Annotated in this window: 14 protein-coding genes and 1 tRNA gene; 8 read left to right on the forward strand and 7 right to left on the reverse strand. The window is 56.1% G+C overall.

Annotated features, from left to right (window positions below; translation table 11 throughout):
- The first annotated feature begins 3 nt into the window (after positions 1-3).
- From H9S92_RS13895 to H9S92_RS13910, 4 genes are all read left to right on the forward strand, one after another.
- On the forward strand, positions 4-4,077 hold the full coding sequence (locus H9S92_RS13895) for a hypothetical protein (RefSeq protein WP_187467311.1): 4,074 nt from the start codon (positions 4-6) through the stop codon (positions 4,075-4,077).
- Positions 4,078-4,276: 199 nt separating this feature from the next.
- On the forward strand, positions 4,277-5,326 hold the full coding sequence (locus H9S92_RS13900; RefSeq protein WP_187467312.1) for a PorV/PorQ family protein: 1,050 nt from the start codon (positions 4,277-4,279) through the stop codon (positions 5,324-5,326).
- A gap of 274 nt (positions 5,327-5,600) precedes the next feature.
- Positions 5,601-6,074: a transcription elongation factor GreA gene (gene greA, locus H9S92_RS13905; protein ID WP_187467313.1), complete on the forward strand. Its 474-nt coding sequence runs from the start codon at positions 5,601-5,603 to the stop codon at positions 6,072-6,074.
- Positions 6,075-6,127: 53 nt separating this feature from the next.
- Positions 6,128-6,523, forward strand: a complete 396-nt coding sequence (locus tag H9S92_RS13910; protein WP_187467314.1) for an HIT family protein — start codon at positions 6,128-6,130, stop codon at positions 6,521-6,523.
- A 27-nt stretch (positions 6,524-6,550) separates the two neighbouring features.
- Here the strand turns inward: H9S92_RS13910 and H9S92_RS13915 are convergent, their stop codons facing one another.
- Complete coding sequence (locus tag H9S92_RS13915; RefSeq protein WP_187467315.1) at positions 6,551-7,186, reverse strand: LON peptidase substrate-binding domain-containing protein; 636 nt, start codon at positions 7,184-7,186, stop codon at positions 6,551-6,553.
- A 77-nt stretch (positions 7,187-7,263) separates the two neighbouring features.
- Here H9S92_RS13915 and H9S92_RS13920 point away from each other — a divergent pair, with 77 nt between their 5' ends.
- From H9S92_RS13920 to H9S92_RS13930, 3 genes are all read left to right on the forward strand, one after another.
- Positions 7,264-12,792 (forward strand): alpha-2-macroglobulin family protein, encoded by a 5,529-nt coding sequence (locus H9S92_RS13920; protein ID WP_187467316.1) that lies wholly within the window; start codon positions 7,264-7,266, stop codon positions 12,790-12,792.
- A 254-nt stretch (positions 12,793-13,046) separates the two neighbouring features.
- Complete coding sequence (locus H9S92_RS13925) at positions 13,047-13,286, forward strand: hypothetical protein (RefSeq protein ID WP_187467317.1); 240 nt, start codon at positions 13,047-13,049, stop codon at positions 13,284-13,286.
- Between the two features lies 1 nt (position 13,287).
- Positions 13,288-13,683 (forward strand): PIN domain-containing protein, encoded by a 396-nt coding sequence (locus H9S92_RS13930; protein WP_222936108.1) that lies wholly within the window; start codon positions 13,288-13,290, stop codon positions 13,681-13,683.
- 231 nt (positions 13,684-13,914) lie between these two features.
- On the opposite strand, the gene kdsA is transcribed toward H9S92_RS13930, so the two are convergent.
- The 4 genes from kdsA to H9S92_RS13950 all read right to left on the reverse strand — a co-directional run bounded on the left by kdsA (position 13,915) and on the right by H9S92_RS13950 (position 19,334).
- Complete coding sequence (gene kdsA, locus H9S92_RS13935) at positions 13,915-14,727, reverse strand: 3-deoxy-8-phosphooctulonate synthase (protein ID WP_187467318.1); 813 nt, start codon at positions 14,725-14,727, stop codon at positions 13,915-13,917.
- Between the two features lie 253 nt (positions 14,728-14,980).
- Positions 14,981-16,816, reverse strand: a complete 1,836-nt coding sequence (locus tag H9S92_RS13940) for a hypothetical protein (protein WP_187467319.1) — start codon at positions 16,814-16,816, stop codon at positions 14,981-14,983.
- Between the two features lie 495 nt (positions 16,817-17,311).
- A complete protein-coding gene (locus tag H9S92_RS13945) occupies positions 17,312-17,986 on the reverse strand; it encodes an oxidoreductase (RefSeq protein WP_187467320.1) in 675 nt (224 codons plus the stop codon).
- Position 17,987: 1 nt separating this feature from the next.
- The gene (locus H9S92_RS13950; RefSeq protein WP_187467321.1) at positions 17,988-19,334 is read right to left on the reverse strand and encodes a TlpA disulfide reductase family protein; all 1,347 of its coding nucleotides are present in this window, start codon (positions 19,332-19,334) and stop codon (positions 17,988-17,990) included.
- Between the two features lie 929 nt (positions 19,335-20,263).
- On the opposite strand from H9S92_RS13950, the gene H9S92_RS13955 reads away from it, so the two are divergent.
- A tRNA-Arg gene (locus H9S92_RS13955) sits at positions 20,264-20,335 on the forward strand.
- Between the two features lie 170 nt (positions 20,336-20,505).
- Here H9S92_RS13955 and H9S92_RS13960 read toward each other — a convergent pair.
- Together H9S92_RS13960 and hpf are read right to left on the reverse strand one after the other, a co-directional pair.
- Entirely contained in the window at positions 20,506-21,066 is a 561-nt protein-coding gene (locus H9S92_RS13960; RefSeq protein ID WP_187467322.1) for an RsmD family RNA methyltransferase, read from the reverse strand.
- Positions 21,067-21,405: 339 nt separating this feature from the next.
- Positions 21,406-21,780, reverse strand: coding sequence for a ribosome hibernation-promoting factor, HPF/YfiA family (gene hpf / locus H9S92_RS13965; protein WP_187467323.1), 375 nt, complete (start codon positions 21,778-21,780; stop codon positions 21,406-21,408).
- Between the last annotated feature and the right edge of the window lie 267 nt (positions 21,781-22,047).

The raw sequence follows: 22,047 nt of genomic DNA on the forward strand, positions 1-22,047 counted from the left end.
GTTATGCGCATTAAGCAGCTTATTCTTTCACTACTGCTGCTGGCTGGCTTCACGGCCCCGCTGGTAGTGCAGGCGCACATCGGGCCGGGGAACAACCGGCCGGCCAACCGTTCCGAGCAGGAACGGATTCAATTGCGGTCCAATTGCGACAACGCGGTGGCCCAGATTGACATGGAGATCAACAACGTCCGGGCCCGTTTAACGACGGGAGGCGACGTATGGTGGGACGGCTCCAATGGCCGCTACGTCGTACCTAAACCGCCTCCGGGTGTCCCAGAGGTGAGTTCCATCTTCGCCGGTGCAGTATGGCTCGGCGGTCGCGACCCAGGGGGCGGGTTGAAAGTTGCCGCGCAGGATTACGGTCGCAGCACTGGAAACTTTGACTACTACCCCGGTCCGTTGACGGACGAGGGAACCATTTCCCGGGACACTTGCGCGCGTTGGGACCGCTTCTTCGTCGTGAAAGGCCAGAGTATCCGCGAGGTACGGGCAGCTTACCAAATAGCGCTCGAAAGCAATACTTTGCCGCTGGACCTCAGCCAGATTCCTGCGGATGTCTTGGGCTGGCCCTCTACGGGCAACCCCTACTTCTTTGACGTAAACGGTTTTGAGCTGCCTAATACCTTCCAGGGCTTGGCGGGCTTCTGGGACGAGGATCTGGACGGTATCTATGACCCGACCCTGGGCGATTACCCCATCATCGAGATCCGGGGCTGTAGCGAAACGCCCCAGTTTCCGGAAGAGATGACCTTTTGGATTTACAACGATGCGGGCAATACCCACCGACAGTCTGGCACGCCCCTGCAAATCCAGATGGAAATCCAGGTACAGGCCTTCGCTTACAGCACTTCGGACGACATCAACAGCATGACCTTCCAGCGCTACAAGTTGATCAACCGGGCGCAGGAAGACATTTTAGATACTTACTTCGCCATGTGGGTCGACCCCGATCTGGGCTGTTTCCGCGATGACTACGTAGGTAGCGATACGTCGCGCTCCCTCGCTTACGTCTACAATGAGGACGAACTGGACGGCTCCAACGGCTGTACCTGTGAACAGGGGATTAATACCTACTGCGACGAAATTCCCATTCTTGGCGTAGACTACTTCCGCGGCCCGCGGGCACCCATTTTCGACGACGATGGCAACCCCATTGGAGAAGAAGAACTGGGCATGAGCTCTTTCATCTACATCAACAATGCAGGCGTGGGTGGACCACCGCCCGCTACTACTGACCCCAACACCGCCGAAGAATACTACAATTACCTCCAAGGCATTTGGAGGGATGGTTCCCCATTGTACAACTCTGGAAATGGATACGACATCCCCGGTGGCGTAGAAACCCGCTACGCTTTCTCTGACGCACCGGATAATGCTGCCGGTTGGTCGATGGCAACGGCCGACTTGCCCTTCGGTGACCGCCGTACCCTGCAGGCTTCCGGTCCCTTCACGCTTACCCCCGGAGCCGTCAACGAGCTCATCATTGGCGTAGTGTGGGTACCCGACCAAACCCACCCCAACCCCTCCATCCAGCGCTTGCAACAGGCCGATGACTTGGCCCAGAGCCTCTTCAATAACTGTTTTGACCTCCTAGAGGGCCCCGATGCGCCAGACGTCGATTTGATTGAGTTGGACCGCGAAATCATCCTGCTATGGAGCAATGGCCCTGCTAGCAATAATTTTGAAGAAAAGTACTTTGAGCCAGGTCTGGGAATTCCTTCAGGCTTCGATAGTCTCTACCGTTTCGAAGGATACCGCATATTCCAATTATCCGGCCCTAGCGCTATCCTTGATCCCGATGACCCCAGCCAAGCGCGGGAAATCGCACAGTATGACCTGAAAAATGGGGTGACTAAAGTTTTTAATTGGAATGCAGTGGAGGGGGAGAATAACCCTCTTATTACCCCTTTTTTGGTACCTTCCCTTCGCGTAGAGGGTGCTAATACGGGCATTCGGCGCAGTATCAGCATTACCCAAGATGCTTTCGCCAGCGGCGGAGAGACGCGCCTGATCAACCACCGTCGCTACTACTTCGTGATTATAGCATACGGTTACAACAACTACAAAGAGTACGATCCTTTTGATCAAGACAACCCCGGGCAGCCACGGCAATACTTGCCGTCCAGCCGAAATATTGGCGAACAGGGTAATGATTACTATCTAGCCATTCCTCGGCCAATTCTCGACCGCACCTTGTCCGCTAATTATGGCGATGGAGCAGTTATTACCCGCCTCTCCGGAACCGGGAACAATGGGAATTTCCTGGACTTAGACGATGCCACTGCCGAAAAGGTAGAAAGTGATTTCGCAGCAGGCGAAACCCAGACGCCCGAGCTCACTTACAAAATTGGGGCGGGACCGATTGAGGTTTTCGTAGCCAACCCGCTAGATGTTGTCGACGGCGAATACGAGCTTACCTTCTTCGATGAAAACATGGCCAATACTCGCCTGGATGATACTGTCAGGTGGATGCTCCGTTGCCTTGACGGTTGTTCTGTGCCTACCATTATCAGTAAGCGACCCATCGCTGATGTTAACGAGCAAGTCATTGGAGAATTCGGGTTCTCCGTTCTTCTCGGTGATGCCCCCGAACCTGGGGAGGAACCCCTCGGAGACAATGGTGCCATCGGTGGATCCATCACTTACGCCGACCCCGAAAACCCTTGGCTCGGATTCATCCCCGACAACTTCTCCCCCGGAATCGGAATAGCCCAGCTGGACCAGGCCTTGTTTGATTACGTGTCTACCGAGAACTTCGCCCGTTTTTCCGAGGAGGACCCCAACCAGCGCTACAGTAACCTTTTCCCCGGCATTTACCCCTTCAAATTGATGGATTGGCTGCCCAAGGAAAATACCATTCCTTACATTTCTCCGGTGTGGCTTTCGGCGGCAAACTCCCTGACTTCGGCGGCCAACGGACTGTCCCTGGCCAACCTGAATAACGTCGACATCGTCTTGACCCCCAACAAAGACCTGTGGTCCCGTTGTGTGGTTATCGAAACGGCCAGCCACTACCAGGCCGGCGAAGTGGTTGCTGGAGAGGCCCTGACGACCGAAGGCGGTGCCCGAATGTTCGACTCCCGTCCCGCGCGGAGTGTGACGAAAGAGGCTGGCCCGGATGGACTACCCGTACCCGTTGACGGCAGCGTTGACCCCGACCTCGCTACTGGCCTGGCTTACTTCCCTGGCTACGCCGTGGACGTGGAAACCGGCCAGCGCCTGGAAATTTTCTGGGGCGAAAATACAATCTACGACGGACGCACGGTGGGCCCCGACAACTTCGAGTTACAAGACAACGGGCGCGACATGATCTGGAACCCTTCCAGCGTAATCATCGACCCCATTGCGGGGAGCGGTCTTAGCCTGGCTGACTTCGTCACGGGCGGGCAGCATTTCTTCTACGTCACCAACCGCCCTTACGATGGTGGCGAGTACCTCCTGGGCCGTTTCGACGGCACCCGAGCCGTTACCCGCAAGCGCCTTGGCATTGAGGCCATCACCTGGGCTGGTTTCCCCGTCCTGTTGCCCGGTACTTCATTGCTTTCTTACGCCGATGGTCTCATCCCCAACGAGGCCCGCATCAAACTGCGCGTAAACAATAAGTACGGCTACGCCGAAGGAACGGAAGACAGCAATGGTTACCCCACCTACCGCTTCAGCATTGACGGTAAGGCGGCGAACACCAATCTAGATGAGACAGAAGTAGCACGGGCTCTGGAAATGATCAACGTAGTTCCTAACCCCTACTACGCTTACAGCATCTACGAGGATGACCAATTTGAGACCAACGTAAAGATTACCAACCTGCCCGCGCGGGCTACGGTGACCATCTACAGCCTGGACGGCAAATTCATCCGGAAGTACGATCGTGATGAGGTCGCTAGACCCACGCCAGGCGAAGGTCGCTTTGTGAAATCTCGGCAGATTACACCCGCCCTCGAGTGGGATTTGCGCAACTACCGGGGCATCCCCGTGGCCAGTGGGGTCTACCTGATCCACGTCGCCGCACCGGGGCTTGGGGAGCGGACGCTGAAATTCTTCGGAGTTCAACGGCAGTTTGACCCCTCGGGCCTCTAAATCAGCTTAACGCCTCCCCTTGCTCTTTACCAAAAGAAACAGGGCGCGGCCGCAGGTGCAAGGAACGGACCCGACCAATGGAGGTCGGGCAAAGGAAGACCACTTCCCATTGCACCTGCGGCCGCGCAAAAAGAGGTGATAAATAAATTCTTTTCCTTCCCTCGCTGGAAGGAAGACCACAACTCACTAGTAGTTTAGTATGAAAAAAATCTACCTACTCCTTCTTGTTCTGGCTTTTGCCGCCGGAACCGCCTTTGCCGGTAACCCCGACCGGCAAGGGGAAGCAGGTGCCGCCCAATTGCTGATGAACCCCTGGGCACCATCCGCCGGCCTGCACTCGCTCAATACCGCCAACGTTTTCGGCGTGGAGTCCATGCGCATCAACCCCGCCGGGCTTTCCCGGATGACGGGCACGAACATCATGCTGGGCTACGCCAATTACCTCCAGGGTACCGGCATCTCGATGCAGGCCATTGGGGTGGGCAGCGCCAACGGCAAGGGAGGCGCTATTGGGTTGAGCCTCCACAGCCTCGACTTCGGTGATGTCCCAGTCACCACCACCAACCAGCCAGAAGGAACGGGCGCACTGCTGAGCCTGAGCTTCATCAACATCGGCCTTACTTATAGCCACACCTTCGAAGAGGCCGTCTCGGTGGGCGTAACCCTGCGGGGCGTGAGCGAAGGCACCAGCGATGTGAGCGCTTTTGGCATTGCCATTGATGCCGGTGTACAATACATAACGGGGGAAAACGACGAGTTTAAATTCGGACTCAGCCTGCGCAACGTAGGTTCCCGGATGGCTTACGGCGGACAGGGGCTGGCTACGTTTGCCCCCAACCCCGATCCTTCCACCGATTATGAACTGCTTTTCAGCCAGCGCGCCGCCGGCTTCGAAATGCCCTCTATGCTCAACATCGGGGTTGCCTACGACTTCCTCTCCGGCATCGAGAACCAACGGGTAACCCTGGTGGCTAACTTTACGGCCAACTCCTTCAGCCGCGACCAGGTTGGCGCTGGCCTGGAATACGCCTTCCGCGAGCAATTCATCGCCCGCGTAGGCTACCGTACTGACCTGGAAACCGACGTCCTGACCGAAGTGCCGCTGTACGACGGACTGAGCGCTGGTGCCAGCATTCGCGTTCCAGTGGTACGTGGTCAGCGCGATAAGTTTTTCAGCATCGACTACGCCTGGCGCAACACCCGCATCTTCAACGGTACCCACAACATCGGGCTCAGCGTTGCGATCTAAGTTGGAGGGCGAATGCCTCGAAAGGTTGGTGAAGTTTTAACCGTAGGCCAGTGTGGGTACGGTAAAATTTCCCTATCTTTGAAACCAAGAAATTATTTGAGACGTTCTTACCTCCACGGTAGGAACGTCTCTGTTTTTATCACCATCGGTGCGGGTGAAGCCCAGCCAAAGCTGGCCGCCGCGCCATTTTATCATTTTGGGGTAAGTCATTCTGCTTCCTGCCGGGGTCCGGTAGGAAGTTTGTGTTGTCTTTATCCTTGCAAAAGCAAAAAGTATGTCAACCACCCACTACCTGACGCAGGAAGGTTACGATAAACTGCGAGCTGAATTGGATGAACTAAAGTCCACCGGGCGGGCCAATGTAGCTGCCGCCATTGCCGAGGCCCGCGAAAAGGGAGATCTTTCGGAAAATGCCGAGTACGACGCGGCCAAAGATGCCCAGGGACTGCTGGAAATGAAGATCAACGAGATGGAGAAAGTGATGGCCAACGCCCGGGTGCTCGACGCTTCTCAGTTGGATACCAGCCACGTCACGGTGATGAGCAAAGTGACCATCAAGAATGTGAAGGTCAACAAAGAGATCACCTACCACCTTGTCGCAGAGTCTGAGGCCGACCTGAAAGAGAAAAAGATCTCCGTCAGCAGCCCCATGGGCCAAGGGCTGTTGGGTAAGGCAGTAGGGGACATTGCCGAGGTCTCCACGCCTAACGGGGTCATCAAATTTGAGATTATCAACATCACCGTTTAGCCCAGGCGCCTCCCGCTGCTTCCCGCCCAGCGCTCAATAACGCCCCATTCGCTATGGCCACCATTTTCACCCGCATCGTGGAGGGGGAGATCCCCAGCTACAAAATTGCTGAAACCGACCAATTTTTGTCGTTTCTCGACGTCCGTCCTACGGTAGAAGGGCATACGCTGTGCATCATCAAGCGTGAGGTAGATTACTATTTCGACCTGACGGATGATGAGCTGGCTGGACTCACCCTTTTCTCCAAGCGGGTCGCCCAGGCCCTCAAACAGGTGATCGACTGCAAAAGGATTGCGGTGGCGGTACTCGGGCTGGAGGTTCCCCACACCCACGTACACCTGATCCCTGTGCGGTCGGAGCAGGATTTCCATTTGGGGCGTTCCATCGAGGTTAGCCCCGAGCGAATGGAGGAAATCGCGGCGGCCGTGCGGGCTGCCCTGGAGGGCTAGGCCTGCTTCTTATAGCCTCACGTGCGCTTACCAGCGCGGTGGGCGAAGGTGTTGAAAATGGCCGTTGAGTTCGGCGCGCCGTTTGATGTTGCTGTTTTGATCGGCCTGGGGTTGGATGCCCCGGAGGTGAGCTAGCAGGTATTCCTGGCGGGCCGTTGCATCGAGCAAAGTAAGGAGGTGGTATTCCTGGCGGAGGGTGAGGCCTACGTAGTGGCCCACGTCGTACGTGCGAAAGCCATCTTCCACGGATTTGATGGGTTTTTCGATGTGGAGCAGGCGGAAGATGTCCTCCGTCAGGCCAACGATGAGTTGGTTGAGCGCGGGGTCTTCGTTGAAGTCAATGTCCATGCGCTTAGCGACGCCGCCGGGGTAGAGTTTGCCAGGGTGGCGTTCCCAGAAGTCTAGGAGTTGAAAAACGTTTTGTCCGATGGTTCTGACGTCGCTTTCCCCTCCCGGATAGCGGTGGGCAACAATTTGGAGGGAGACTTCGGTGGTCATGGGCTGGATATTGCCGTCGATCACCGTGGGAATCAACCAGGTAATGCCTTCTTGTTCCGCATCTTCCACCAATTGCCGGTAGCGGGGCTCAAAAATGTGGAGATTTAGATTTTCCCCGGGGAAAACAACCAACTGTAGGGGAAATAGTGCGAATTTGTGCGACATAAAGCAAGACCTCGGCGTTCTGTTCACTAGGTAAGCGAACCACCCGCTTTTTGTTGTCTTGCAAACCCATATCCACTATGATGTCTTCCAGAATTGCCCCACTTATTCTCCTTTTCGTACTAACTTCCGCTGCTTTGTACCGCTGTAACTCCGGGCAGGGGGATAATGGCCAGGCCATCAGTGTACAAGCAATGCCAGCGGGTCTTCAGGCCCACACGGTGGGCGTCATCGGGCGGATGGAACCCGTTTACGTACAGTACACTTCGGTCCCTGAAGGTACGGCCGAGGGGCTCATCACCGTCAGCCCTAAAGTTGCGGGGACGGCCACTTTGCAGGGCACCAGCCTCAGTTTCCAGCCGGAAACTGCCTGGGCAGCGGGCCAGACCTACACCGTTGCGGTGAGCGTGCCCGGCGAAAAGAGCAAGTACCAATTCAGCTTCAGCACCCCCGAGCGCCGTGCGGAAGTGCTTACCGATGGCATCTATCTCCCGGCCGATCAACCGACGGAACTGGTCGTTCAGGGCCGGGTGGTGACGAACGACGCGGCCACAACCGAAGAAATCGATCAGATGCTCCAAGCCAGCCAGGGTGGCCGCGCCCTCGACGTAACAGTTACGCCGGGTACGGACGAGCGCCACTTTTCATACACCGTTGCGGGCCCCAACCGTGGTAAAGACCCTGCCGCAGTTGTGATTACTTACGACGGAGACCGCAGCGGCTTTGCGTCTACCTCCGGCGAATTAAGTGTGGCCATCCCCGCAGACGACGATTTCCGGGTAGAAAGCCTCGTGCCCGAAGACAAAGCCAATGGGACTATGCTCGTCCGGTTCAGCGATGTTTTGAACGCTAAGCAAGACTTCAACGGCCTGGTAAACATCAGTACGGGATCGAAATTCACCACCAAAGTGGACGGAAACCTCCTGCGGATATACCCCCAGGAAAACAACCTCGGCGAAATTACCGTCAACCTGCTCGATGGCATCCAAAACGCGGCGGGCTCGCGCCTGGGCCGCCCGACGAGCTGGAACGTCAACCTGGGCCGCACCGCCCCCGCGCTGCGGACCGTCGGCAATGGCGCAATTTTGCCCCACCAGGGCCAACGACTTTTTCCCTTCGAGGCCGTGGGGCTCAGTGCGGTGCGCCTGGAACTCGTAGAAATTTACCCCAACAACGTGCAGCAGTACCTGCAAGACTACTCCCTGGGCGATGCTGCCGACGACTGGTCGCTGCGCCGCGTGGGCAAGTTGGTGGTGCAAGAAAAAATCGAACTCAGCAGCCTGAGTGGTGCAGTAGACGGAGACCGCTGGGCCCGCTACGCCATCGACCTCGGTAAATACATCCAGGGGAACGCCAGCGCCATCTACCAGGTACGCCTCGGGTTTGGCATCGAAGACGCCGAGGCCGGTTGTGGCATTGCGGCGGCAGACTTTGGTCTTCAGCCTCTGGACGCGACGAAAAACGAAGAAACCTTCACCCTGGGCTTCGAGGAACTGAACAGCCGGATGGGCGACTACTACGGCATCTACGGCTACTACGACGACTTCAACTGGCAAGACGAGGAGGACCCCTGCAAGCCAGCCTACTACGGTCGCAGCCGCTTCGTCATCCAAAACGTCGTCTCCTCCAACCTCGGTCTCATTGCCAAGCGGAACCCCGATCGCTCTACGATCGTCATCGCGACGGACCTGATTACCGGCAAGCCACGGTCTGGCGCAACGGTAAAAGCCTACAGCTTCCAACAGCAAGAACTATTCACCGGAACCACCAACGGCGAAGGAATCATTACAATGACGACGGAAGAAGCCCCCGCCATCGTAATGGCCACTTTGGGTGAAGACGTAGCCTATTTGAACCTCTCCGAAAGCGATGGCCTCTCGTTGAGCCGTTTTGACATCAGCGGCGTCAGCGGTGCCGGTGGCATCAAAGGAGCCTTTTACGCAGAACGGGGCGTGTGGCGGCCCGGCGATTCGGTGTACCTGCACTTCGTGTTGGAAGACCGGGAAAAGCGCCTGCCCGCCAATTACCCCATTGAATTTACCCTTACCGACGCCCAGAGTAGGGTAGTGGAGCGCCGTACCGTGCGGCCCGCCTTCGGAAAAGGACTTTACGCCCTCAACTTTGCTACTGGCTCCGGCGATGGTACCGGCAACTGGTCGGCCACCGTTGAGGCGGGCGGACAAACCTACCGCCAGAATCTCATGATCGAAACCGTTAAGCCCAACCGGCTTTCCATCGACCTCAACCTGCCCGCCAGCGGCTTACGGCCAGATTCCCGCAGTGCGACGCTGGTCAGCAAGTGGCTCTACGGGGCCCCGGCGGCCAACCTGAAGGCGACCGTGGAAATGAACATCAGCAAACGAAACGCAGAATTTGCGAAGTGGACGGGCTTTGATTTCCAGGACCCTGCCCGGGCCCTGGACTCGCCGGAACCCCAGCGCATTTTTGATGGGACGCTCGACGCGGCTGGCCAGGCGCAGGTTCAATTGCCCGCAACGGGCTCCGCCATGCCCGGTCCGCTTTTCGCCGGCCTGAGCACTAAGGTATTTGAACCGGGCGGCAACTTCAGCATCGATAACCAGCGCGTCCCCTACGACCCCTACCTGGTCTACGCCGGGGTCCGGATTCCCACCGATGAATGGGGCGGCAAAAGTGTAAGCCGGGAGGGAGAAACCACCATTCAACTGGCTGCCGTGGACACCAAAGGCGAAGGCGTCAGCGGCAGAAAACTGACCGTTGGCGTGTACAAAGTAGACTGGCGCTACTGGTGGCAAGACAACAACGACAACGTTGCCCGCTTCAACGGCAGCCAGCACACGGAGGCGGTTTCCACCTACACCGCCACTACCGGCGGGGATGGGTCTGCCAAAGTCGGCATTCAGGTGAGCGACTGGGGCCGCTACCTGCTGCGGGTTTGTGACGGCGACGGGCACTGCTCCGGCTCCTACTTCTACGGAGGGTACCAGCAGCAGTCGGACGACCGCGAGTCGGCCTCGCTGGTCCGGCTCAAGGCAGAAAAAGAGACGGTTTCCATCGGCGAGCAGATCAACCTCACGCTGCCTTCCAGCGCCGGCGGCAGCATTCTGGTCAGCCTCGAATCCGGAGCGGGTACCCTCCAGCAGTTTTGGGTAGACGCCGCAGCGGGACAAACCAAGATCAGCTTCAAGGCCGATGAGAAAATGGTCCCTACGGTGTACGCCAACGTGACCATGCTCCAGCCCTACGCCCAAACGACCAACGACCGCCCCGTGCGGCTCTACGGCGTCATCCCCATTGAAGTTACCAACCCCGCCACCGTCTTACAACCTACCCTGAGTGTAAAAGACACTTGGGCTCCCTTGGAAAAAGCCACCGTTGAAGTTAAAGAAGCGGGTGGAAAGGCGATGACCTACACCCTGGCCATTGTGGATGAAGGTTTGCTGGGTCTGACCCGTTTCGAGACACCCGACCTGCACGATCGCTTCTTTGCCAAGGAGGCACTGAGTGTACGAACCTTCGATTTGTACCGCTACGTTATCGGCAGCATCAACGGAGAATTCGGAAAAGTACTCGCCGTTGGTGGAGACGGCGGTGAAATATCCCCCGAAGACCAATCGGCCAACCGCTTTGAACCCGTAGTGCGCCACCTCGGCCCCTTCCAGCTTGCCGCTGGCAAGACGGCCAGCCACACCGTTACCTTGCCCAATTATGTCGGTGCAGTCCGGGTAATGGTGGTAGCCAACGCCGAGCGGGCTTACGGCAGTGCGGACAAGCGCGTGCCCGTGGTGCAACCCCTGATGGTGTTGCCCACCTTGCCACGGGTTCTCGGACCTGGCGAGACCGTGGAAATGCCCGTCAACGTCTTTGCCATGAACGACAAAGTGCGCAACGTAACGGTAAACGTAAGCGAGAGCAGCGGCCTGGTTTCCGTCGGCAGCGGCAGTAAGTCCATGAGTTTCTCCGCTGTGGGTGACCAGCTGGCTTACTTTCCCATCACCGTCGGATCAAAGGCGGGCGTGGCCAAATTCTCCATCAAGGGCAGCGGCAACGGCCAGAACGCCAGCCAGGAAATCGAAATTGACGTCCGTCACCCCAACGAAAGCACTACGCGGGCAAACACGGTAGCCATCCCCGCCGGTGCCACCCAAACCATCCCCTACGAGCGTTTCGGCGTAGAAGGCACCCGGACGGCGCTGGTGGAACTGTCCACCCTGCCGGCTATGCAACTCGACCGACACCTCCGTTACCTGTTGCGTTATCCTTACGGCTGCGTTGAACAGACGGTATCACCCGCCTTCGCGCAGTTGTACCTTGATCGGGTGACGAAGCTGACGCCCGCCCAGGAGACCAGCCGTAAGACCAACATTGCCGCCGGACTGGACGCCCTGCGCAAATTCCAAACGAGCAACGGCGGAATGGCTTACTGGCCGGGCAACCGCGATGCGCACCCTTGGGCCTCCAGCTACGCGCTGCACTTCCTGATCGAAGCCGAACGGGCTGGCTACAGCGTTCCCTTCGACCTGAAAAACCAGCTCATCAAGTTCCAACGCAAAGCCGCCGGAGACTGGCAAGACAGCGATAAAAATTTCTACGCCTCTTCCGCACAGTTGCAGCGCGACCAAGCCTACCGCCTCTACAGCCTCGCCTTGGCGGGCAAAGCCGAAGTAGGCGCGATGAATCGCCTGAAAGGGAAAAGCGCCCAGCTGCCTTCCGCCGCCCGCTACCAGTTGGCGGCTGCCTATGCGCTGTTGGGACAGAAAAACGCCTCGACCGAACTCATGCAGGGTGCTGAGCCTACTGTGGCCTCCTACCGCGAACTGGGCTATACCTTCGGCAGTGACATCCGCGACATGGCCATGATTCTGGAAGCCCAGTTGGCCAGTAACGACCAGGCCAGCGCCGCCCGGCAGGTGTTCCGCCTGGCCGAGCGCATTGGCCAGCGCAACTGGTTGAGCACTCAGGAAGCCGCCTTCGCCTTCCTCTCCATCGGCAAGATGAACGCTGCCCAAAGCAGCCAGCTGACGGCAGACTTTACCTCGCCCACCGGAGCCCGCACGGCAGTAGGGGCCAATACCGGCGTCTTCCAGATTGAACTGCCCACCGACGCCCCAACGGCCAGCTTTACCCTGAAGAACACGGGCACCGGTACGCTGTACGCTTCCGTCATCACCTCTGGTGTACCCCTGCCCGGCGAGGAGACGGCCGTAAACGAAAACCTGGTCTTGACGGTAAGCTACACCGATGAGAACGGCAACAAAGTCGACGTCAGCCGCCTCCGCTCGGGGACGGAGTTCATCGCCAACTACACCGTTCGTAACCCGGGCAGCCTGGGCATGGATTACCGCCAACTGGCCCTGCGCAGTTTGCTGCCTTCCGGCTGGGAAGTAAGCAATGAACGCCTCGACGCCACCGCCACGGGGAACGCAGCGAGCTACGACTACCGCGACATCCGCGACGACCGCGTATACACTTTCTTCCACCTCGGCCGCGGCCAATCGAAGAATTTTGCCCTCCGCATGACCGCCACCTACCCGGGCCGCTATTACCTGCCCTCGCAGGTCAGCGAGGCGATGTACGCCAACGACATCAAATCAACGGTAAAGGGCAGCTGGGTGGAGGTGACCAAGTAACTGGTAACGCCTGCAGTAATTTACTCCGTAGTACTTCGTGCACTCAGTTTAGCCTTGAACCCCTCTAGGTCATCCCACTCCCCCGGAGTGAGATGACCTAGAGGGGGGCTGATTTGAAGTAAAGATTATTAGTGGGGTGTGAGACCTCTCCTCTGGTCCCGTGCGCTATGCGCCTGGCCCAAGGTACCTAAGAGAAAAACTTGTTTGGGAACTACCAAGGCTATAAATTTGTTTCCTCGAAAAATTCAGGTCTGATGGAAAATTTATTGATCTCTAGGTACTTAAGATTGTTTGACCCGCTAAGCACTGAGCTAAAGCTAGAGCTACTGGCTGCACTATCCGAAAATATTAAGAATAGCTTGAAAAAAACAAAAATCGATAAAAGACGACTTTTTGATGACTTAAAAGGGTCATGGAATGATGTAAGTGATGATCTAGAAGCGGATATTTACCGCAGTAGAACAATATCAGATAAAGAAATTAGCCTAGATTGAAATGAGATATTTATTAGATACTGACATGCTTATAAGCTTCCTGAAAGACGAATATCATGTCGCCGAAAAAATTGACAGGGTTGGAATTGAGAATTGTTATGTTTCCGAAATATCGATAGCAGAGTTAACGTACGGAGCCTATAATAGTGAAAAAATTCAAAAACATTTGAGTGAAGTCAATCAGATAGAAAATTTGTTTGAGGTGCTCCCATTGTTTTCGGCAATTGATACTTTCGCACGGGAGAAAGTAAGACTGAGAAAAGAAGGAAACCTGATTCCGGACTTCGATTTAATTATCGGATGCACCGCAGTTGCCAACAACATGACGATGGTAACAAATAATGTAAAGCATTTAGAGAGTAAAAAGAATAAAAATAGAAAACTGGAGAGATGCTAAATCCAACGAATTCTTAAAATAAAGTTTCGGAAGCCGCTAACACCAAACACCCGCAAGAGGAGTTTGCCCAAACCAATAATCAACCATTCCCCTCAAAAAATAAGGTCAACAATAACGGTTAAGAGACTTTAAACACCCCCACAAACAAACACCAGTCCCACAGGGGAAGCAAATACCTCCCCACGTCCCCAGCTATTAAAAGACAAACCACAGCACCTGCGGCCGCGCCCATTAATCCTGGATGGCGGCGCGGATGCGGAGGAGACGGGTGAGGATGCTTTCGAGGCGATCCAGGGGCAGCATATTAGCCGCGTCGGACTTCGCGCTGGCGGGGTCGGGGTGGGTTTCCATGAACAGGCCGTCGGCCCCCACGGCAATGGCGGCGCGGGCGATGGTTTCGATCAGTGCGGGCTTGCCGCCGGTGACGCCCGTCGTCTGGTTGGGCTGTTGGAGGCTGTGCGTGCAGTCCATGATGACTGGGCTGCCCATGGCGCGCATGACGGGGATGCCGCGAAAATCGACCACCAGATCGGTGTAGCCGAAGGTAACGCCGCGCTCCGTGAGCCAAACCTGGTCGTTGCCGCTATCGAGCACTTTTTGGCGGGCAAAAGCCATGGCCTCGGGGCTCAGGAACTGCCCTTTTTTGATGTTGACCACCTTGCCGGTTTGGGCGGCGGCAATCAGCAAATCGGTCTGGCGGCAGAGGAAAGCGGGGATCTGGAGCACGTCGACGTACTGGGCGGCGAGCGCCGCTTCGGGCTCGGCGTGGATGTCGGTGGTAGTTGGCAAGTCAAATCGCTGGCCCACTTTGGCGAGAATTTCGAGCGCTTTTTCGTCGCCAATACCGGTAAAACTGTCCACCCGGCTGCGGTTAGCCTTGCGGTAGCTGCCCTTAAAAATGTAGGGAATGCCGAGTTTATCGGTAATCTCGCCTACCCGCTCGGCGATCTCCATGGCGATGGCTTCGCCCTCGATGGCGCAGGGGCCGGCGATGAGGAAAAAATTGGTGGTGGCGCTGTGTTTGAGCTTGGGGACGCTGATCATGTTGCTGGTTTGGGGCGCGGACGCAGGATGCAGGGGGAAGGATTAAAATGCAAAGGTACGATGGCGGGGGTACACTAATTTTAGCGGAAAACAGGCTACGTTGCGGCCAGTTTAAATGGCTGGGCGATGCGCAACCGTTCGTGGCCCCGGCGCGGTGTACCGGGGCTGCACCCTAATGAAGCGCGCAAATACAAAAGCCCCCGCCACGTGGTAAACATGACGGGGGCTTTCGGTAAACCGGGTTTCAACTGAGTTACATCTTGTAAGCTGTCACCGTCCGGTTCTTTTCATTGACGAAAATAAGCTGGTCGACCTCGTCGATCTCGTAGCCCGGGTCTTTGTCCGTCAGCGGAATTTCCTTGAGGATTTTACCGGTAGCTTTTTCAATCATGTAGATGGCTTTTTTTGTGCCATCTTCGGATTGTGCCGTCAGGAATTTGAAGTCTTTCGTTTGCAGGCTGTTGTACAGACGCGTGCTGGTGACGTTCATCAGTTCGGTGTTGCCAACGCCCATGCTAAAATCCTTCCTGGTTTCAGCGCGGCTGCCAGACTGGGATTGTCCGGTCTTGTAAGCACCGTTGGAGATGTCCTTCATCGTTTCGATGTTGGACATGGTACCCTGAATGTCCAGATCTACGCCCGCAGCGGCCAGGCCAAATTGTGCGACACTCATCAGGTTGACGACTACCATCGGCTTGTAATAAGCGGTGTAAACCAGCTTGCCAGAGCGGTCAATCAAACTGAGGTGCTGGTCGTCGAAAACAAAGTAGCCAGCAGGGAGCGCTTCAGCTTCCAGCGGGGTGCTGCGCTTTACATCTGCCAGCTCCAGCGCTTCGCCAATGACTTCGATTTTTCCTTCGGCAAAGCTGAAACGGAATGCCGTCTTGTTTTCGAAGAGAAAAACCTGGTCCGTTTTTTCGTCGTAAGCTACTGCGGGGATCGACCGGAATTTTACGTCTTTATCCCAAACATCTTTGCCATCGGCGAAGGACAAAATGTTGGAGCGTTCCGTGCTGATGTACATCACACCCTTGGGGGTTGGCACCGCAAAGTAGGCGTAGCCTTTTACCTTGGTGCCCCAGATTTTGTCGCCGGACTTATCGGTGTAGTGGATTTCGCTTTCCTTTTCGGTTTTACCGATCGCAATGAAGCCATTTGCGTGGGGGATCACTTCTTCCAGCGCTTCAATTTTGTAGCTTTTTTTCCAGATAAGGTCATTGGTGGCCGGATCGATCAGGTTGAATCCTTCCGTCTCTACCAGAATGAGGTTGCCACTGGCGTCGGGCAAAATATCGAGCATGGCACCCTTCAGCTTCAGTTTGCCGGGGGTGATGTCTTCCCCGGTGCTTGGGGCGAGGACGGTCAGCCGGTTGCTCTTCAGGATGCCCAGGTAAAGGCTATTGTTGATGGGGCTGTACACCAAGGCCTTTATGTCTTTATCCGTTTCCTGTTGCCATTTGCGGGTTCCGCTGGCAAAGTCGAAAACGTGGATCTGGTCTTTAATGCCCAGAATCATCTCGCCATCTTTGGTGAACATGGGGCCCTGGGAGATAAAGGATCCTACGCCAGCGAGTTTTTTTACCTGGTTCAGTAATCCTTTTACTTCGCCCGCATCTGCAGTCCAATTCACCTTTAGCGTCTTCAGGTCGAAGTTGATGATTTTCCGCTGCTTGCCTTCCGTCGCTTCAAAAAGAATACTGTTTTGTTCCGGCAAGCTGGTGTAAGATTGGATGCGCAGGCCTTCCTCACCCGTGTCGAAGTATACCTCGCCAGTATGCACGTTGATGATGGCACCCCGGTTCTTCATGCCGGTGCTGTATTCCAGGTAGGCAATCGGCAATCCTTCTACATTAAAGTAGCTTTCCTTGTTGACTGCCTGTAGATCGGCATTCGTCCACAGAATTTTCCCGCTTTGGTGGTCCATGCCCAGCAAGGCCTTGTCACCGGAAGCGAGCAATGTTCCGTCATTGCCCTGTTGGATCCAGTTTACGCTGTTTAATGCAGTGAATAAATCGGCATCCCACACTTTTTCTTGGGCGGCCAGGGATACACTCGTAAGCGCCGCGCAAACGAGGAGTAGTGGCAGCATTGCTGCCCGGAAAAAAGAAACCATATTGAAAGGAAGTTGATTGGTGCGGTAGCCCGCAGTTGTGTTAATAAGTTAGAGCGTGTGGGAGATTTTTAAGAACGGATAGTCAATGACGTAGGGTGCTGACAGGGTTAAAAACGGCGCGTATGGTAAAGTGGGTGAACTGCTTTTGCGGCGCCAGGTCTTACGTGCGTGATTATCAGAAAGCAAAAATTTATGAACGCTCTTGATAACTAGTCTCCCCGGGAACAGTCCCCCGGGACGCCAGCAAAAATAATGTTTTTTTCTAAACTAGTGGTCTGTCAAACTTAAATTTTCGGGTAATCTGCAGCATCTTTTGCCGCCTGCCGTCATCAAAAAGCCTCAACGACGCTATGGCGTTGCCTGCGTTTTTTGATTTAGTCAGTCCACAAAATCTACTAGCACCTTACCCGAATTTTAAATGTTGACAGACCACTAGGTGTCGCATTGTGGCCCCTTGGCCTTTCAAGATGATCATTCGCCGTCAACGAGCAGCTCCCGCGCGCCGTACACCTGTACGCCGCCCGTCACCCCCTGGGCCGCTTGCACCATTTTTTGGGCCAAAACGTCTACCTCCGTGGGGTTGTAATCGCCCAGGATGTTGGGGCTGATGCTGCGCAGGACATTGGAGACGGCGATGCCAATTTTTTCGCCCAGGCGGAATTCCTCCCGGTCTCCCACCAGGGCCCCGGGGCGAAAAATGTGGGTGGCCCAGAAGCCCAGCTCCTGGATGGCCGCCTCGGTGTCTCCCTTGACGCGGGTGTAAAAGAAGCGACTGCTAGGGTCTGCCCCCACGGAAGAAACCAGCAAACACTGCTTCGCGCCGCCGGCTTTGGCCACCAGGGCGCTCTTGACGATATAGTCGAAGTCCACCTTCCGGAAAGCCTCCTTGCTGCCGGCCTTTTTGATGGTCGTCCCCAGGGCGATGAACACGTCGTCGGCCAGTAGTTTACCCGACCACTTTTCGAGCGCACCGAAATCCACCTGTGGGTTTTCCAGTTGCGGGTGGGGCTGGTGGAGGGGCCGCCGACTGGGGGCAATAACCTTCTCGTAGGCGGGATGTTGCAGCAGTTCTCTCAGCAAGGCACTGCCAACCAAGCCAGTGGCACCGAAGAGAAGAGCCGTTTTGTTGGCGCTGGTAATTTCCATGTTATTCTGATTGGGCCGGTGCTTCCTCCGCCAGGAGTTCCGCTACCGAAGCGGCAAAACTCCGTTCGAACTCCGCAAATTTGCTGGTGGCCGGGCCGTTGTAACCCGTGTGAATGCGCCGGACGATGTTGTTGCGGTCCACAAAAAGCAGGGTGGGGAAGCTGATGATTTTGTCGAGCATCGGCAAGGCTTCGCCAGCGGCGGTTTTGTCGCTGGAGCCTGCCAACAGAACGGGCCAGGGAACCCCCATGTTCTCCTGGTAACGGCGGATGGCCGCGCGGCTCCGCTCGTCTTCCGCCCCGTAGCGCTCAAAGGCCAGGGAAAGGACGGCCAGGTCTTGGGTGTCGTTTTCGGCGAGGTATTGTTTCAGGAATTCCGCTTCGTCGCGACAGTTGGGGCACCAGGTCCCCATGATGCTGATCAGCTTAGGCCGCCCGGCGTAGGCGGGGTCGGAAAGGGCAATGGTGTCGCCTTCAACGGTAGGAAAACGGAAGTCCAGCGGGGCCGCTTCGCGCATCTGCGTCAGGGCATCCGGACTGCGCAGGCTAAAGGCGGGGTCGCGGCGGGCTACCCAGTTGGTGAGGTAGGTGCGGCCCGAGCGGAAGGTGCCGCTCAGGGTACCGTCAGGACGAATCAGGGCCTCGAACAAAAAGGCGTGGCTGCCGTCAAAAACGCTCAGGTAGAGTTTGTTTCCCTGGACGGTCCCTTCCAGGTAGCGGTAGTCGCCGGTTTCCGTCCGGAAGGTGCCCGTCAGGTGGTTTCCGTTTTGGGTAAACTCGGCAATGCCGGGGTAGGCTTCTTCCTCCTGGGTGCCGAACGTCACCGCCCAGGTGCCGCTGACGTCGGCCAGGGGCTCCTTGCGCAGGGTAGTGAAGCGGTGGTCTTTGCCAAAATAGGCCTTAAAGGGGATGCGGGCATTGTCCCGGTAGTGGATCACCCAAACGCCTTCGATCACTTTTTCTTCGTGGTAGGCGCTGATGTGGGAGTCGTAGACGGGGAAATCGATGCGGATGGTATCGCGCCCGGCGCGTTGGTCACGCCCGTACTGGATGTCTTTGGGCGGCACGGTGATGATCTCTTCCCCGTTGCGCATTTCGATGCGGAAGGTGGTGTCGGTTTCGTAAACGACGCTGAAATTGAAGGGCAGCAGGCCCTCGGTCACCTCTTCAAATTCGAGGTCGACCTTTTCGGCGATGGGCGCCCCCTTGGGGTTGGGCACAATCACGTTGTCTTCCAGTTCCAGCACGGCCCGGTAGGGGCCCGGCGGCAGGGCAGGGTAGCGTTCCTGGACGAAAGTACAGGCACTAAGCAGGAAAAGCAAAACAGTAAGGGGCAGTATGGGGCGCATGTATGGCGTTGTTGTAGGAAGGGGAACGCTTGGCTGCGGCGCTGGTTTACGCGCGCGCCACTGGTTGAGCAGCTGTGCGGCGAAGGGGGGGCTTGGATAGACGACAAACAATTCTTGATATTTGATATTTGATTTTGCTCCGCGCGGCCAAGCCTGTTCCGCTACGTGTGCTGGGCTATGAACTACTGGACAATAGCAGTATCTGGCGCGGCCGCGGGATGCTGGGCGAAGGAATCGGAAGCAATGGAAGGAAAGGCTTGCACAGTTCCTGAGCGTACGCTACTTTTGCCCCGCTTAAGGCGCAACCTTTCTCCAGACAGGTGTTGTTGCCCAGGTACCTAGGTATCGTAGTGCAACGGATAGTATTCAGGTTGAGCCTGCGCTGCTGGTTCGATTCCATCCGAGACCACGTATAAACGGCAAAACGTTGTCGTGAACGCATATACGCAGTTCTCACCTGAGATCTTGCGGGGAGCACTAACCTGCCTCCACACCGAATTGATTTTCCTCACCGGGTAGTAAAAGCAATCCTGGCGAAATAGATTTTGGCTCGCCGTCAAAGTGTAGCTCGAAGGGTCATCCCTCTCCTCTGGAGAGGGACCGAGGGAGAGGGATCAAAGGCGAATTGACAAGAAAATTTCATCCGGTCTCGTAGTACAACGGATAGTATTCAGGTTGAGCTTCGCTGCTGCCTCCGGCGGTCCGAAGCTTGCGCTGATGGTTCGGTGTGTTGAAAAGGCCTTTTAAGCGGTAAGATGTTGCTGCTTTGATGATGTAAATAAAATCCGGTCTCGTAGTACAACGGATAGTATTCAGGTTGAGCTTCGCTGCTGCCTACGGCGGTCCGAAGCTTGCGCTGATGATTCGGTGTGTTGAAAAGGCCTTTTAAGCGGTAAGATGTTGCTGCTTTGATGATGTAAATAAAATCCGGTCTCGTAGTACAACGGATAGTATTCAGGTTTCCGAAGCCTGCGATGATGGTTCGATTCCATCCGAGACCACCTAACTTCCTGAAAATCAGGTGTTTTAAATGATGTTTAATTCGCTTTTTGATAAGCGTATTTTTAATACAAAAAAATCTCCGCTATCGCATAATGCGTCAACTGGAATCAACTCCAAGCACCTTCACCAACCAGTTTCCCTCATTACAGTAAAGGTGAATACCAGGCCACTACTCCTCCTCCCCCCCAACGTGCTCAAAAAACCAAAAAATAGTCTTTCCATAACTCCGCTTATCCGTACAACGGGGATCGGAAGAAAAATCGTGGTGCGGGTTGGTTTCCATTACGAAGAGTCCGCCGGGAGCCAGTAGGCCAGCCTCGAAGACCAGGTCCGGCAGCTCAGGAATGTTGGGTAGGGGGTAGGGCGGCCCCGCGAAAATGTAGGTATAGGGCGTAGCGACCGGCCGTTGCAGAAAGCGGAACACGTCCATGCGGAAGACCTTGAACTGTTCGGCAATACCCAGGGCCTTCACGGTCTTTTCCACGAAGGCCACCGCCGGCGGGTGCTGGTCTACGTAGGTCACATCCGTACACCCGCGGCTGATGAATTCGTAGCCGTGGCTGCCCGTCCCCCCGAAGAGATCCAGGACGCGCTGGTCGGCAAAATCCAGCCAATTGTTGAGGACGTTGAAGAGTCCTTCCTTGGCGTAGTCCGTCGTCGGGCGGGTGGGCCAGTTGTCGGCCGGTGGTGTGAAGCGACGGCCCTTGAATTTTCCGGAGATGATGCGCATGCTGGGAGGGGTGGTTGGACGTAATGTAGGGTATCCCCACACTGGGAGAAAATGGTCAGAACAGCGGTTGAGACGGGCCAAAGGTAGCACCTCTCACCGGGAGCGGCTGAACTCCTGGCTGAGGATGTCCCCACCCGAATCGAGGACATTCGGGTGGGGACACCTTCAACCAGACCCTGCTGCGTACCGAAAACCTTTAAAACAGCGAAGGAAGCATGCCCTGATTTAAACATCGCTGCGTTAGCCCTCCCCCCCCCAAACAACAGCGGCCCGCCTCCCAAACTCGGGAAACGGGCCGCTAAGGCGCACGCGAATGGCTGCGGGCACCGGACGAAAAGCCTACAACTGCTCCTCGGAAACGATGATTTCTTCCTCATCGTCGCTGGGTGCCATATCGGCGTGGGAGATGCCCGCCTGGTCGCGGTCGACGGTCTTTTCCTTGTGTTTCTTGATCTGCCGGCGCAGGGCCTCCGTCACTTCGGCAATGCCGCGCTTGATGCTGGCGTCGGTGTGCTCGGCAAAGAGGTCGTTGCCGGGGATGGAAAGGCGCACCTCCACTTTGTGCCCGTTGGCCGTGTTGCCGTCGTCTTCCTTGATGTAAACGTCTGCCCGCTCAATGCGATCGTAGAAGGTTTCCAGCTTGCTGACCTTCTCTTGGATAACCTGCTTGGTGCTTTCGAGCAGTTCCCCGGATTTATGAATGGTAATTTGCATAAACGCTAGTGGGTTTTTGAATGAAAAAATGCGGAGTAACAATTACTCCAGGTACGAAAGAATAACTCCACCGGATGCGGAATCGTTCGCCCCCCGGACCGCAGAACGACCCCAACCGTGGCCTGTGCTAAACGTACGCCTTGTTTTTGAAAGCCCCAAAAATCTTTTCCCACTCCCCTGAAAAATGATCAGAGCGTGACCTGGAACTCCTAGGCCTGGGCTGTCTGATTAGCTGGGCCCAAGCCGTACTCACTTTGGCCCATTCGT

This window comes from Neolewinella lacunae (assembly GCF_014349155.1).
Classification (GTDB): domain Bacteria; phylum Bacteroidota; class Bacteroidia; order Chitinophagales; family Saprospiraceae; genus Neolewinella; species Neolewinella lacunae.